A 14748-nucleotide genomic window follows, 5' to 3' on the forward strand; every position below is an offset into this window, starting at 1 on the left:
TGTGACAGGTTATTCAAGCGCGCCCGAATTTATCCGACCCGGGGCGCGAATACAAGCGTTTCCTGATGGAGCGGCCGGTTGGAACGCGCGGCTCGCTATTCGACGGTCACCGATTTCGCCAGGTTGCGCGGCTGGTCCACGTCCGTGCCCTTCAGAACGGCCGTGTGGTAGGCCAGCAGCTGCAGGGGGATGGTGAACAGGACCGGCGCCAGCCACGGGCTGAGGGCTTCGTTCTGCGGGAGGCCGATCCAGGTGTCTTCCGGCGCCAGCGCGCGGGCGGCGTTGGATTCGCCGATCACGATCAACTGGCCGCCGCGGGCGCGGACCTCCTGGAGATTGCTGGAGAGTTTCTCCAGCTGGGCATCATCCGGCGCGACGGCGACCACCGGCATCTCGGTATCCACCAGGGCAAGCGGCCCATGCTTCAGCTCGCCGGACGGATAGGCCTCGGCGTGGATGTAGGAGATCTCCTTGAGTTTGAGTGCGCCCTCGAGGGCAATCGGGAAGTAGGCACCACGCCCCAGGAACAGCGCGTGCTGGCGTTCCAGGAGATCCTCGGCGATGCGTGCGATGGGCGTGTCGAGGGCAAGGATGCGCGCAACCTGCTCGGGCAGGCTGCGCAGGGCGGCAACCGCGCCGGCCCGTTCGGCGGCGGGCATGCGGGCGGCAGTGGCCACCTGGCCCAGCAGGAGGACCAGGATCGCGAGTGCCGCCAGCTGGGTCGTGAATGCCTTGGTGGAGGCCACGCCGATCTCGGGACCGGCATGCGTCATCATCACCAGGTCGGCCGCACGCGCCATGGTGCTCTCGGGTACATTGCAGATCGCCAGGCGGGCGAGGAATGGCTCCTCCTGGGACTGGCGCAGGACCGCGAGGGTGTCGGCGGTCTCGCCGGACTGGGAGATCACGACCAGCAGGGTGCCCGGCGCGAGGACGTGGCGCCGGTAGCGATACTCGCTGGCCACCTCCACCCGGGCGGGAAGACCGAGATGTTCCTCGATCCAGTGGGCGGCGACCAGGCCGGCGTGATAACTCGTGCCACAGGCGACGATCTGGACCGCGGCCACGTCGGCAAGGCGCTCGTCACTTCCGGGTCCGAGGATATTCTCGAGGATCGCGGATTCGCCCAGGCGGCCCGACAGCGTCTGCTCCAGGGCGTGAGGCTGCTCGTAGATCTCCTTGAGCATGAAGTGCCGGTACTCGCCGCGATCCGCGATGCTCACCTGGCAGCGGCTCTCGCGGATGCCGCGGTCGACCGGCGCGCCGCGGGCATCCTCGATCTCCACGCCATCGCGCGTGAGCCGCGCGATGTCGCCGTCTTCAAGGTCGACGAAACGCTGGGTCACCGGTAGCAGCGCCTGGACATCGGAGGCCGCGAAGGTCTCGCCGATACCCAGGCCCAGGAGCACCGGGCTTCCGGAGCGGGCCACGACGAGCTCGTCGGGGAAGTCGGCAAAGACCGCCGCGATCGCGTAGGCACCGTGGAGCTCGGCACAGGTGCTACGCATTGCTTCGCGCGGCGAGGAGCCCGCCTCCAGTGCCTGTTCCAGGCGATGCGCGATGACCTCGCTGTCGGTCGCGGAGATGCATGGCCAGCCCGCGGCGTCCAGCCGGGATCGCAGGTCCGCGTGGTTCTCGATGATCCCGTTGTGCACGATCGCGACGCGGCCGTCGCGCGAACGGTGCGGGTGGGCATTGTCTTCGGTCGGGGCGCCGTGGGTGGCCCAGCGGGTGTGGGCTATCCCGACCCGGCCTTGCAGCGCTGCATCCTCGATACGCTGTTCCAGTGCCGCGACCTTGCCAATCGCCCGGATACCGTCAATGACGCGGTCGTTGACCACCGCCACCCCGGCCGAGTCGTAGCCGCGGTATTCGAGGCGGTGCAACCCCTCCACCAGGACGGGGACCAGATTCCGTTCGCCTACGCCTGCCACCAGACCGCACATGGGTTACGTCTCCTTGTTGCCGCTCTTCGTCGGGCGTGGCCAGTCGCGGATGGTGCGTGGCCGGGCACGCGTCAGCGCCAACGCCCCGGGCTCGACGTCGTCGGACAGAGTCGACCCCGCGCCCACGGTGGCGTCGTCCCCGATCCGGATGGGCGCGACAAGCGCCGTATTCGACCCGATGAACGCGCGTTCGCCAATCTCGGTGCGATGCTTGTTGGCCCCGTCATAGTTGCACGTAATGGTACCGGCGCCGAGATTGGCGCCCGCGCCCACGTGGGCATCGCCCACGTAGGTCAGATGGTTGGCCTTGGCGCCGGGCCCGAGGGTGGCATTCTTGATCTCCACGAAATTGCCAACACGCGCACCAGAGCCGACCTCGGTGCCGGGGCGCAGGCGGGCGAACGGCCCGATCCTGGCGTCCGCGTCGACCCGCACCCCCTCGAGGATGCTGTGGGCCGCGATCTGCGTGCCGGACCCGATCTCGCAGTCCCGCAGCACGCAGCCGGGCCCAATATAGACATCGTCGGCGAGCGTGACCGTGCCTTCGATCACGACGTTCACGTCGAGCTCGCAGTCCTGTCCGAACTCGAGAACACCCCGCACATCGACCCGGGCGGGATCCGCCAGGGCCAGGCCCCCCCGCATCATCTCGGTCGCCAGCGCCACCTGGTACAGGCGCTCCTGCACCGCGAGCTGTTGCCGGTCATTGACGCCCAGTACCGCGGCCGCGTCCTCGCTTTCGACCACGGCAACCTCGTGACCGTCCGCGCGGGCCGCCGCCACGATGTCCGTCAGGTACCATTCGCGGCCGCTGCCGGATGGTGGCTCGCAGGACGCCAGCCACCCGCGCAGGGCCCCGGCCGGAGCCGCGAGTACGCCCGTGTTGATCAGGTCCACGGTGCGTTCTTCGGCAGTCGCCTCCTTGTCCTCCACGATCCGCTCGAGGCGCCCTGACGGGTCCAGGATCAGGCGACCATAGCCGCCCGGGTCGGCGACCCGCGCCGCCAGGACGGTCACGCCATCGCCACCCGCACAGGCCTCGAGGTCGGCCACGGGAATGCGGGGCACATCACCATAGGTGACCAGGACGCGGGCACCGTCCGGAATGCCCTCGAGGGCGCGGTACACGGCGTGGCCCGTCCCGCGGGGCTCGCCCTGAGTGACCCAGTCGATTGCCAGGGGGGAATCCGCGAAGGCGGCCCGGATGCGCTCCTGCTCGTGGCTCACCACTACGTGACAGGCGTCCGCCTTCAGGGTGGCGACGCGATCCAGTACATGCGCGAGGAGAGGGCGCCCGGCAAGGGGTTGCAGGACCTTCGGCCTGCGCGAACGCATGCGCGTCCCCTTGCCGGCTGCCAGGACCGCGAGATGGAGGGGTGTGATTTCAGCCATGGCCACAATGATAAAGGGCCAACCGAGATGGTTGGCCCTTGGCGTAAGTCATCCGTTGCATTTTGCCGGATTATTTCCGGCGCAGCTTCTGGATCATCTGGAGGCGAGCGGCGGCCTCGGCCAGTTCGGCCTGGGCCTTGGCGTAGTCGAAGTCGGCCTGGGAATTCTCGAGGGCCTCCTCCGCACGCTTCTTCGCCTCGAGCGCCTCGGCCTCGTCAAGATCCTTGGCCCGCACCGCGGTGTCCGCCAGGACGGTCACGTGGTAGGGCTGGACCTCGAGGATACCACCGGAGACGAACACCGGCTGCGGCTCCGCGCCTTCCTTTTCCTGGATGCGCAGTTCACCCGGATTCAGCCGGGCGAGCATCTGCGTATGCCCGGCATACACGCCGACCTCGCCACCTTCGGCGGGCGCCGCGATCATCAGGGCCGTACCGGAGTAAATGGACTCCTCCGCACTGACCACATCCACATGCATATTCATGGGCATAACGCCTTGCTCCTTAGCCGAGCTTCTCGGCCTTCTCGACGGCTTCCTCGATGGTGCCAACCATGTAGAAGGCCTGCTCCGGCAGGTGATCGTATTCACCAGCAACAATCGCCTTGAACGCCCGGATCGTGTCCTTCAGGGACACATACTTGCCGGGAGCGCCGGTGAACACTTCGGCCACGAAGAACGGCTGCGACAGGTAGCGCTGGATCTTTCGCGCACGGGCCACGACCAGCTTGTCGTCTTCCGACAGCTCGTCCATGCCGAGGATCGCGATGATGTCCTTCAGCTCCTTGTAACGCTGCAGGGTACCCTGCACGGCACGCGCCGTGTCGTAGTGCTCCTGGCCGATAATCTGCGGGTCCAGCTGGCGCGAGGTGGAGTCCAGCGGGTCCACCGCCGGGTAGATACCGAGCTCGGCGATCTGGCGCGACAGCACGACAGTGGCGTCCAGGTGCGCGAAGGTGGTGGCGGGGGACGGGTCGGTCAAGTCATCCGCCGGCACGTAGACCGCCTGGATCGAGGTGATCGAGCCCTTCTTGGTCGAGGTAATGCGTTCCTGCAGCACACCCATTTCTTCCGCCAGGGTCGGCTGATAACCCACCGCGGAGGGCATGCGGCCCAGCAGCGCGGAGACCTCGGTCCCGGCCAGGGTGTAACGGTAGATGTTATCGATGAACATCAGCACGTCGCGGCCTTCGTCGCGGAAGAACTCGGCCATGGTCAGGCCGGTCAGGGCGACACGCAGGCGGTTGCCCGGCGGCTCGTTCATCTGGCCATAGACCAGCGCCACCTTGTCGAGGACGTTGGAGTCCTTCATCTCGTGGTAGAAGTCGTTGCCCTCGCGGGTACGCTCGCCAACACCGGCGAACACCGAGTAGCCGGAGTGTTCGATCGCGATGTTACGGATCAGCTCCATCATGTTCACGGTCTTGCCCACGCCGGCACCGCCGAACAGGCCAACCTTCCCGCCCTTCGCGAAGGGGCACAGCAGATCGATGACCTTGATGCCGGTTTCCAGCAGCTCGGTGGAACCGGCCTGCTCGTCGAAGGTCGGCGCGGCACGGTGGATCGACCAGGTCTCCTGGGCCTCCACGTCACCGGCGTTGTCCACCGGGCGACCGAGGACGTCCATCACCCGGCCCAGGGTCCCCTTGCCGACCGGCACGGAGATCGGCTTGCCGGTCGCGGTGACCGGGGTCTGACGCTTCACGCCTTCGGTGGTACCCATGGCGATGGTACGCACGATGCCGTCGCCCAGCTGCTGCTGGACTTCCAGGGTCAGCCCGTTTTCCAGGGTCAGGGCGTCGTAGATCTTGGGCACTTCGCCGTGGGGGAATTCCACGTCCACGACGGCGCCGATGATTTCGACAATCTTTCCAGAACTCATTTGTTCATCCTCGTAAGTCGTAATTCGTGCCGAGTCGACCGATTCGTGCGGCGGCCGCTAGACCGCGGCCGCGCCGCTGACGATCTCGGAGATCTCCTGGGTGATCGAGGCCTGGCGCGCCTTGTTATAGACGAGCTGCAGGTCCTTGATCATCGTGCCGGCGTTGTCGGAGGCGGACTTCATGGCCACCATGCGCGCGGCCATTTCGCAGGCCACGTTCTCGACCACCGCCTGGTAGATCAGGGACTCGACATAGCGCTCGAGCAGCGTATCCATCACCGGATGCGTGTCGGGCTCGTAGATGTAATCCCAGTGGTGCTTGAGCGATTCGTCCCGGCTCGGCGCCGTCGGCAGCAGCTGGGTGGCTTCCGGCTGCTGGGTCATGGTGTTGACGAACTTGTTCTCGAGCAGGACAACGCGATCGATCTTGCCGTCGCGGAAGTTGTCCAGCACCACCTTGACCGATCCGATCAGGTCGTTGATGTGCGGACGATCCCCGAGATCCTTGGCTTCGGCCACGATGTTTCCGCCCAGACGCTTGAAGAACTGCAGCGCCTTGTTGCCGATCACGCACAGATCGACCTCGACGCCCTCTTCGCGATAGCGACGCATCTCGCCCACGGCCTTCTTGAACAGGTTGGTGTTCAACCCGCCGCAGAGGCCGCGGTCGGTCGACACGATGATCAGCGCCACGCGCTTGACCTCGCGTTCCACCATGAACGGATGCCGGTACTCGGCATTCGCCATGGCGACGTGACCGATGACGTCGTGGATCTTCTGTGCGTAGGGCCGGGACTCTTCCATGCGGTCCTGGGCCTTGCGCATCTTGGACGCGGCGACCATTTCCATCGCCTTGGTGATCTTCTGAGTATTCTGGATACTCTTGATCTGCGTCCGGATCTCCTTAGTGCCCGCCATTGCGTGCTCCCGTTACCAGCTGTGCTTGGCCTTGAACTCTTCCAGGGCCTTTTTCAGCTTGTCCTGGATGGAGTCGTTGTAGTCGCCAGTGCTGTTGATTTCGTCCAGGAGCTCCTTCTGCGAGGAACGCGCGTAGGCGATCAGTTCCTTCTCGAAGCTCACGACCTTTTCCGCTTCGACGTCATCGAGGTAACCCTCGTTGGCGGCGTAGAGGGAGAACGCCATCTCGCCGATCGACATCGGCTGATACTGGCCCTGCTTCATCAGCTCGGTCACGCGCTTGCCGCGATCCAGCTGCTTGCGGGTCAGCTCGTCGAGATCCGAGGCGAACTGAGAGAACGCCGCCAGTTCGCGATACTGCGCGAGCGCCAGACGCACGCCGCCACCCAGCTTCTTGATGATCTTGGTCTGCGCGGAGCCACCGACTCGCGAGACCGACAGACCGGCGTTGATTGCCGGGCGGATACCCGAGTTGAACAGATCCGTCTCGAGGAAGATCTGACCGTCGGTGATCGAGATCACGTTGGTCGGAACGAACGCGGAAACGTCACCCGCCTGGGTTTCGATGATCGGCAGCGCCGTCAGGGAGCCGGTCTGGCCCTTCACCTCGCCGTTGGTCTTCTCTTCCACGTACTCGGCGTTCACGCGCGAGGCGCGTTCCAGCAGACGCGAATGCAGGTAGAACACGTCACCCGGGTAGGCTTCGCGGCCCGGCGGACGACGCAGCAGCAAGGACACCTGACGGTAGGCCCAGGCCTGCTTGGTAAGGTCATCGTAGACGATCAGGGCATCTTCGCCGCGGTCGCGGAAGTATTCGCCCATGGCGCAGCCGGCATACGGGGCGATGAACTGCATCGCCGCCGACTCGGAGGCGTTGGCGGCCACGATGATGGTGTTGTCCATCGCGCCGGCCTCTTCCAGCTTGGCCACCACGGAGGCAACCGACGAGGCCTTCTGGCCCACGGCGACGTACACGCACTTAACGCCGGAGTCCTTCTGGTTGATGATCGCGTCGATCGCCACCGCGGTCTTGCCGGTCTGGCGATCGCCGATGATGAGCTCGCGCTGGCCGCGGCCCACCGGGACCATGGCGTCGATCGCCTTGATGCCGGACTGTAGCGGCTGGTCGACGGACTGGCGCTCGATGACGCCCGGGGCGATCTTCTCGATCGGGCTGGTGACGTCGGTGTTCACCGGGCCCTTGCCGTCGATGGGCCGGCCCAGGGAATCGACCACGCGACCGAGCAGTTCCTCGCCCACCGGCACCTCGAGGATGCGACCGGTGCACTTGACGGTCTGGCCTTCGGTGATGTGCTTGTAGTCACCCAGAATGACGACGCCGACCGAGTCACGCTCGAGGTTGAGCGCCATGCCGAAGGTGTCGCCCGGGAACTCGAGCATCTCGCCCTGCATGACGTCACCCAGGCCGTGCACGCGAGCGATACCATCGGTCACGCTGACCACGGTGCCCTCGTTGGAGGCCTCGGAGGAGGCATCGAATTTCTCGATGCGCTGTTTGATCAGATCACTGATCTCGGAGGGATTCAGTTGCATGTTAAATATCCTCTTAGCGACTCAAATTGGCAGCCAGGCGGTTCAGCTGGCCTCGCACGGAGCCGTCGATTACCAGGTCGCCGGCGCGGATGATGGCGCCCCCCAGCAGGGAGCTGTCGACTGAGCATTCGAGATCGACTTCGCAGCCGAGGCCCTTGGCCAGGCCGTCGTGGATCTCTTTCTCCTGCGCCTGCGTGAGCTTGCGATAGGCGGTGACATCGGCGTGCACGCGCTGTTCCGCAGCGGCCTTCATTTCCTCGAAGGCGGCGCGAACGGCCGGGAGGGCAGGCAGCCGGCCATTCTCGGCCAGCAGGCGAACCAGGTTCCCCGCCTCGGCGCCGACCTTGTCACCGGCCACATCCAGGACGAGCTGGGCGCGATCGGGACGCGGGAGCCGCGGATTGGAGAGGAGACTGTGCATCTGCGAATCGCTGGCAATGGCCGCCAGCAACTCGAGCTGCTCGGCCCAGCCGGCGAGATCGTTGGCCTCGCGGGCCCGCTCGAATGCCGCGCGGGCGTAGGGTCGGGCGACCGAAATCAGGTCTGACATAACGTCTCCTTAGAGCTTGGCCGCGAGCTTCTTCAACAGATCGCCGTGCGCCTTGGCGTCAATCTCCTTGGCGAGGATCTGCTCGGCACCGGCAACCGCGAGGTCGGAGACCTGCTTGCGCAGTTCTTCCTTGGCGCGGTTGATCTCCTGCTCGATTTCGGACTGCGCCGCTTCCTTGATGCGCTCGCCTTCCTCGCGAGCCGTGGTCTTGCTTTCCTCGACCAGCTCGTTGGCTCGCTTCTGCGCGGAGGCCACAATCTCGTTGGCCTGCTGCTTGGCGTCCTTGAGGACCTCGGTCGCACGCTCCTGGGCGAGCTCCTGCTCTTTCTCGCCTCGCTCCGCGGCGGCGAGACCGTCGGCAATCTTCTTGCGACGCTCTTCCAGTGCGGCGGACATAGGCGGCCAGACGTAGCGCATCGTGAACCACACGAAGACGCTGAACGCGAGCAGCTGGCCAATGATGGTCAGATTGATATTCATCCTGCTACCTCAGGTTGGACGAGTGTGAGGGGACCTCGGGACTCGCTCAGCCTTCTTAGCCCAGGGCGAACAGGACGTACAGGCCGATACCCACGCCGATCATCGGGACCGCGTCGGTCAGACCCATCACGATGAAGAACTGGGTACGCAGCATCGGGATCAGTTCCGGCTGACGCGCGGCGCCTTCCAGGAAGCGACCACCCAGGGTGCCCACGCCGATCGCGGCGCCGACAGCGGCCAGACCCAGGAGCAGAGAGCCAGCCAGAACGATCAGAGCGTTTGCCATTTCCATTTTTGTATCTCCAGTCGAGTGTTGAAAAAGTCAGTTGAGTAGGGAAAGCGGTATCAGTGGTCTTCGCTGTACGCCATGTCGAGATAGACGACGGTGAGCACCATGAAGATGAAGGCCTGCAGCGGCACCACGAGGATGTGGAAGATCGCCCAGCCCACGTGCAGTACGCCGCCGGCCAGACCCATGATCAGGCCCGCGGAGTACATCACGCCGATCAGGATGAAGATCATCTCCGCAGCGTAGAGGTTGCCGAACAGTCGCAGGGCGAGCGACGCCGGCTTGGCCAGCAGGTTGATGAACTCCAACACGAAGTTGATCGCCCAGAAGATCGGCTTGAGGAACACGATGTTGGTCTGGAACGGGATACCCGTCAGCTCCTTGATGAAGCCCACCGGACCCTTGATCTTCAACGAGTAATAGATGATCAGGACGAACACGCCCAGGGCAAGACCAGCCGTGACGTTGATGTCGGTCGTCGGCACGATCTTGAAGTAGGGGATACCCAGCAGATAGGCGATATGCGGCAGGAGATCCACCGGCACCAGGTCCATCAGGTTAAGCAGGAAGATCCACACGAATATGGTCAGCGCAAGGGGCGCGACCATGTCGTTCTTGTGCTTGAAGGAACCACGGACGTTGTCGTTGACGAAGTCCATGATCATTTCGACAAAATTCTGCCAGCCACCCGGTACGCCGGCGGTGACCTTCTTGGCCGCGGCGCGGAAGGTCAGGATAAACAGCAGACCGAGGCCGATCGACCACAACATGGAATCGACGTGAATCGCCCAAAAACCCATCTCGGCGGCCTGGGTGCTGGTCGTGGCAAAGCTCAAACCGTTTTCCGGGTGGAGCCCGAAGGTGAGGTTCGTGAGATGGTGAGCGATGTGCTCTTCCATCGTGGGCAGTTCGCTTTCTGAAGCCATGCAGTTATCTCGTCATTGCTTGATCAGAAACCCGGTGCAGCCACCACAGCGGGGCCAGGTGCACCAGGAGGAAGATGCCGAACAGGGCCAGCAGATCCGGCTCGTCCAGGTAAGCGAACGCCACCCCGAATACCACCGCGATGATCACCAGTCGTCCCAGCTGGGCGCCCATCATGCGAGCGGTCAGCGAGCCCACCTGATCGGAACGGTAGGGCCGAAACACGACAACCGCGGCCACGGCGTTGCCGAGGGTCGCGGTGATGCCGCCGATCGCAGCCGAGATCGCCACGATCGGGGGGAACAGGGCCAGAAGCAGGCCCGACAGTATCAGCGTTAAGGCGAGCTGCAGACCCAGCGATTGTAAGGCGTGTCTGAAGCGTCGCGGTGTCATTCAGCGGATGGGCACACCCACCCCTCTCCCAAAAAGTGCGCGTAGTATAAGAGCGCCCTTCTATTAGGTCAAACCGTTATGGGCTCCGAGCGGGGCTGCGGCGAGGGTTGCAGGGGGGCCAGGGAAGCGATTCCGGGCGCGGCGGAACGGGCCCCTCGCCCATGCTACTGGATGTGGGCGAGGATGCCGTCGAGCTCGTCGAGGCTGTTGTATTCGATGACCAGGCGGCCCTTGCCCTGGCGGTTGTAGCGGACCTGCACCGGGGCGCCGAGCTGATCGGACAGACGGCTCTCCAGCTGGCGTACCTCGGGCGAGGGCGCGGCGTCCTTTTTCGGCTCCGGGGTCGCGGCCAGGACCTTCTTCACCAGCTGTTCGGTGGCGCGCACGGACAGGCCCCGCTTGACGACGGTCGCAGCCACGCCGGGCTGATCGTCCAGTGGCACCGCCAGCAGGCAGCGTGCATGGCCCATCTCCAGGCGCCCTTCGTTGACGTGTTCCTTAACCGTGTCGTGGAGCTCCAGCAGTCGCAGCAGGTTGGTCACCGCGGTGCGCGAGCGGCCGACGGCGTCGGCCGCGGCCTGGTGAGTCATCTCGAATTCGCCGATCAGGCGGCGGATGGCCTGCGCCTCTTCCAGGGGGTTCAGGTCTTCGCGCTGGATGTTCTCGATCAGGGCCATCGCGGCGGCGGCCTGATCGGGGATGTCGCGGACCACCGCCGGCACGGTCTCCAGGCCCGCGATCTGCGCGGCACGCCAGCGGCGCTCGCCGGCGATCAGCTCGTAGCCGTCGTCCAGGCGCCGCACGACCACCGGCTGCACGATGCCCTGGGCACGGATCGAGTCCGCCAGTTCCGCCAGGGCGGCCTCGGCCATGTGCACGCGGGGCTGATACTTGCCCCGCCGGATCTGCTCGATCGGGAGCTGGTCGAGGGTGTCGGCTTCGTCGCCTCCGGCCTGGGCCCCGGAAAGGAGGGCATCCAGGCCGCGGCCCAATCCACGTTTCGCCATGGTCGATCGTTCCTGCAGGCAGTCGGTAAGGGGGCCGTCGGCGATCAGCGCCGCAGCATCTCGCCGGCCAGGGCCAGGTAGGCCACCGCGCCGCGCGAGGAGGCATCATACAACAAGGCGGGCTGGCCAAAACTGGGGGCCTCGGCCAGGCGGATGTTGCGCGGGATCACGGTACGGAACACACGGTCGCCGAAGTGGCCGGTGAGCTGCTCGGAGACATCCCCGGACAGGCGGTTGCGCGGATCGAACATGGTGCGCAGCAGGCCCGAGATACGCAGCTTGGGGTTGGGCCCGCGCTGGATGCTCTCGATGGTACGCATCAGGGCGGTCAGCCCCTCCAGGGCGTAGTACTCGCACTGCATCGGGATCACGACACCGTCGGCGGCCACCAGGCCGTTGACCGTCAGGAGGTTCAGCGACGGCGGGCAGTCGACGAGGATGTGATCGTAGTTCTCGGCGGCCGCGGCCAGGGCATCCTGCAGCCGGTACTCGCGGCGCGCCGCGTCCATCAGGCGGACCTCGGCGACGGTCAGATCGCCATTGGCCGGCACCAGGTCGTAGCCGGCCTCCACCCGATGGGCGGCCTCGGCGACGGTGGCCTGGCCGAGCAGGACCTCGCAGGAGGTCGGATCGTCGGCATGCTTGTCCACGCCGGAGCCGGTGGTGGCATTGCCCTGGGGGTCCAGGTCCACCACCAGCACGCGCTTGCCCAGGCGGGTCAGGGACGCGGCCAGATTGACGCAGGTGGTGGTCTTGCCGACCCCGCCTTTCTGATTGGTGATGGCCAGTGTATCGGTCACGACTCAGGCTCTCTCGATGATGGCGACGTGGCGCGCGGCCACCTCGCCGGGAATGGTAACCGGGTCCACCCGGCGGTACGACCAGGGTGCCGGCAAGGGATCGTCCACGACCTGGCGCTGCCCCAGCATGGCCAATACCCGCCCTTCCGGGGCGACCGTGTGGGCCACGCGCGCGAGCATCTCGGCCGGGGCCTTGAAGGCGCGCGACAGCACCGTGGTGTACAGCGCGTCGGGCTGGAAATCCTCGATCCGCGCATGCACGGCCTCGACATTCGCAAGCCCCTTCAGGCCGATTACGTTGCGCAGGAAGCGGATGCGCTTGGCCGCACTATCCAGCAGGCAGAAGGTACGCTCGCGCTCCGTGGCGGCCAGGATGAACCCGGGCAGTCCGGCCCCCGTGCCGACGTCGAGCACGCGCTCGCCATGAAGATACGGCCGCAGGGTCAGGCTGTCGAGTACGTGGCGCGGAATCAACTGCGCCGGATCACGCACCGCGGTGAGATTATGGACCCGGTTCCAGCGCACGAGCTCCGCCAGGTAGGTGGCCAGCACCTCCCGGGCGCGGGCATCGAGGTGCCAGGCTTCGGCCAGGGGCTCCAGCCGTGCCGCCCAGTCCTCACTCGCCACTGGCGCGCTGCTTCAGGTGCACGGCGAGGGCCGACAGCGCGGCCGGGGTCACGCCGGGAATGCGCTGGGCCTGGGCCAGGGTGTGCGGGCGGAACTCGGCCAGCTTCTGGCGGATTTCGCTGGAAAGGCCGTGGACCCGGTCGTAGTCGAGGCCATCCGGAAGCGCGGTCTGTTCGGCCTTCGCCTGGCGCTCGATCTCGGCCTGCTGACGATCGATGTAGCCGGCGTACTTGGCCTGGATCTCCACCTGTTCGCGCACGTCGGGCGCGCAGTCGCTCGCCAGTTCCGGCAATGCGGCCATCAGGCCCGCATAGTCGGCCTGCGGGCGGCGCAGCAGGTCGAGCAGCGTGGCCTCGGGATCGGGCGTCCCGCCCAGGAGCTCGGTCAGGGCCGGGCGGCGGCGTTGGTCGCGGTCGGGGCGCAGCCCGGCCAGGCGCTCGCGTTCGGTGTCGATGGCGGCGGCGCGGCGCTCGAAGCGCGCCCACCGGGTCTCGTCGACCAGACCGAACTCGCGACCCACCGGGGTCAGGCGCAGATCGGCGTTGTCCTCGCGCAGCAGCAGGCGGTACTCGGCGCGCGAGGTGAACATGCGGTAGGGCTCCTGGGTGCCGCGGGTCACCAGGTCGTCGATCAGCACCCCGATATAGGCCTCGGAGCGTTGCGGAATCCACGGCGCGGCGTCCTGCACCAGCCGTGCGGCGTTGAGCCCGGCGACCAGGCCCTGGGCGGCAGCCTCCTCGTAGCCGGTGGTACCGTTGATCTGGCCGGCGAAAAACAGGTTGCCGACCTCGCGCGTGGCCAGGCTCGGGCGCAGCCCGCGCGGGTCGAAGTAGTCGTATTCGATCGCGTAGCCGGGGCGCGTGATCCGCGCGTGCTCGAAGCCGGCGATGCTCTGCACCAGCGGGACCTGGATCGCATACGGCAGGGAGGTGGAGATGCCGTTGGGGTACAGCTCGTGGGTCGTGAGGCCTTCCGGCTCGACAAAGACCTGGTGGCTTGTCTTGTCGGCAAAACGCACCACCTTGTCCTCGATCGACGGGCAGTAGCGCGGGCCGGTGCTGTCGATCTGGCCGCTGTACATCGGCGCCTGGTCCAGGTTCGCCCGGATCAGGTCATGGGTCTTCTCGCTGGTGCGCGCGATATGGCAGGGGCGCTGCGCCGGGTGGTCGTCGGTCGAGCCGATGAAGGAAAAGACCGGGCGCGGGTCATCTCCCGGCTGCGGCTCGAGCCGCGAGAAATCCACGCTGCGCCCGTCGATGCGTGGCGGTGTGCCGGTCTTGAGCCGCCCGACGGCAAAGGCCATCTCGCGCAGGCGCGCCGCCAGGCGGGTGCTCGGCGGATCGCCCGCGCGCCCGCCGGGCTGCTGGGTGAGCCCGGTGTGCATCTGGCCATTGAGAAAGGTCCCCACGGTCAGCACCACGGCGCGGGCGTTGAACGCGATCCCGGCCTCGGTGACCACGCCGGTGACGCGCTCGCCGTCCTGGGTGATGTCGGCCACCGGTTGCTGGAAGACCTCCAGGTTGGGCTCGGCCTCGACGAACTGGCGGATGGCCTGGCGGTAAAGCTGCCGGTCGGACTGGGCGCGGGTCGCGCGAACCGCCGGGCCCTTGCGCCGGTTGAGGATGCGGAAATGGATGCCGGCGGCATCGGCAGCGCGGCCCATGACGCCCCCCAGGGCATCGATCTCCTTGACCAGGTGACCCTTGCCGATCCCGCCGATGGCGGGGTTGCAGCTCATCTGGCCGATGGTCTCGATGTTGTGGGTGAGCAGCAGCGTGCGCGCACCCGCGCGCGCCGCGGCCAGCGCGGCCTCGGTGCCGGCGTGCCCGCCGCCAATCACGATGACATCAAAGGAGTTCGCCATGGTCCTGCTGTCCCGACCGTTGCACCGGCCTGTGGTGATGTCGCGTTCCCCTGACAACCGGGGCACGAAAAGCGGAATTCTAGCAGGGAGTTACGCGAGCGCGAAGCGGCCCCCGGCCGAAATG

15 protein-coding genes are annotated in these 14748 nt (G+C 66.3%); all 15 read right to left on the reverse strand.

Going from position 1 to position 14748, the window contains the following annotated elements; translation table 11 throughout:
- Window positions 1-95 precede the first annotated feature (95 nt).
- Window positions 96-1946, reverse strand: a complete 1851-nt coding sequence (gene glmS, locus F817_RS0105320) for a glutamine--fructose-6-phosphate transaminase (isomerizing) (protein WP_024326674.1) — start codon at window positions 1944-1946, stop codon at window positions 96-98.
- Between the two features lie 3 nt (window positions 1947-1949).
- On the reverse strand, window positions 1950-3281 hold the full coding sequence (glmU, locus tag F817_RS0105325; protein WP_042799096.1) for a bifunctional UDP-N-acetylglucosamine diphosphorylase/glucosamine-1-phosphate N-acetyltransferase GlmU: 1332 nt from the start codon (window positions 3279-3281) through the stop codon (window positions 1950-1952).
- Window positions 3282-3408: 127 nt separating this feature from the next.
- Window positions 3409-3828 carry a F0F1 ATP synthase subunit epsilon gene (locus tag F817_RS0105330; protein ID WP_017943074.1) on the reverse strand — a complete coding sequence of 140 codons (420 nt, stop codon included), beginning with the start codon at window positions 3826-3828 and terminating at the stop codon, window positions 3409-3411.
- A gap of 13 nt (window positions 3829-3841) precedes the next feature.
- Entirely contained in the window at window positions 3842-5218 is a 1377-nt protein-coding gene (gene atpD / locus F817_RS0105335) for a F0F1 ATP synthase subunit beta (protein WP_024326676.1), read from the reverse strand.
- Window positions 5219-5275: 57 nt separating this feature from the next.
- On the reverse strand, window positions 5276-6136 hold the full coding sequence (atpG, locus tag F817_RS0105340; protein ID WP_024326677.1) for a F0F1 ATP synthase subunit gamma: 861 nt from the start codon (window positions 6134-6136) through the stop codon (window positions 5276-5278).
- Between the two features lie 12 nt (window positions 6137-6148).
- On the reverse strand, window positions 6149-7690 hold the full coding sequence (atpA, locus tag F817_RS0105345) for a F0F1 ATP synthase subunit alpha (protein WP_024326678.1): 1542 nt from the start codon (window positions 7688-7690) through the stop codon (window positions 6149-6151).
- Between the two features lie 13 nt (window positions 7691-7703).
- Window positions 7704-8240 (reverse strand): F0F1 ATP synthase subunit delta, encoded by a 537-nt coding sequence (locus F817_RS0105350; RefSeq protein WP_024326679.1) that lies wholly within the window; start codon window positions 8238-8240, stop codon window positions 7704-7706.
- A 9-nt stretch (window positions 8241-8249) separates the two neighbouring features.
- Window positions 8250-8720, reverse strand: coding sequence for a F0F1 ATP synthase subunit B (locus F817_RS0105355; RefSeq protein WP_024326680.1), 471 nt, complete (start codon window positions 8718-8720; stop codon window positions 8250-8252).
- Between the two features lie 55 nt (window positions 8721-8775).
- Window positions 8776-9012, reverse strand: coding sequence for a F0F1 ATP synthase subunit C (gene atpE / locus F817_RS0105360; protein ID WP_012983953.1), 237 nt, complete (start codon window positions 9010-9012; stop codon window positions 8776-8778).
- 53 nt (window positions 9013-9065) lie between these two features.
- Window positions 9066-9908 carry a F0F1 ATP synthase subunit A gene (atpB, locus tag F817_RS0105365; RefSeq protein WP_024326681.1) on the reverse strand — a complete coding sequence of 281 codons (843 nt, stop codon included), beginning with the start codon at window positions 9906-9908 and terminating at the stop codon, window positions 9066-9068.
- 31 nt (window positions 9909-9939) lie between these two features.
- The gene (locus tag F817_RS0105370; protein ID WP_024326682.1) at window positions 9940-10326 is read right to left on the reverse strand and encodes an ATP synthase subunit I; all 387 of its coding nucleotides are present in this window, start codon (window positions 10324-10326) and stop codon (window positions 9940-9942) included.
- 164 nt (window positions 10327-10490) lie between these two features.
- A complete protein-coding gene (locus tag F817_RS0105375) occupies window positions 10491-11333 on the reverse strand; it encodes a ParB/RepB/Spo0J family partition protein (protein WP_024326683.1) in 843 nt (280 codons plus the stop codon).
- A gap of 44 nt (window positions 11334-11377) precedes the next feature.
- On the reverse strand, window positions 11378-12133 hold the full coding sequence (locus F817_RS0105380; protein WP_024326684.1) for a ParA family protein: 756 nt from the start codon (window positions 12131-12133) through the stop codon (window positions 11378-11380).
- A gap of 3 nt (window positions 12134-12136) precedes the next feature.
- Entirely contained in the window at window positions 12137-12760 is a 624-nt protein-coding gene (gene rsmG / locus F817_RS0105385) for a 16S rRNA (guanine(527)-N(7))-methyltransferase RsmG (RefSeq protein ID WP_024326685.1), read from the reverse strand.
- Window positions 12750-14624, reverse strand: coding sequence for a tRNA uridine-5-carboxymethylaminomethyl(34) synthesis enzyme MnmG (gene mnmG / locus F817_RS0105390; RefSeq protein ID WP_024326686.1), 1875 nt, complete (start codon window positions 14622-14624; stop codon window positions 12750-12752). Before mnmG ends, rsmG begins: the two co-directional genes overlap by 11 nt.
- Window positions 14625-14748: the final 124 nt, after the last annotated feature.

It is taken from the genome of Thioalkalivibrio sp. AKL19, assembly GCF_000420165.1.
GTDB lineage: Bacteria > Pseudomonadota > Gammaproteobacteria > Ectothiorhodospirales > Ectothiorhodospiraceae > Thioalkalivibrio.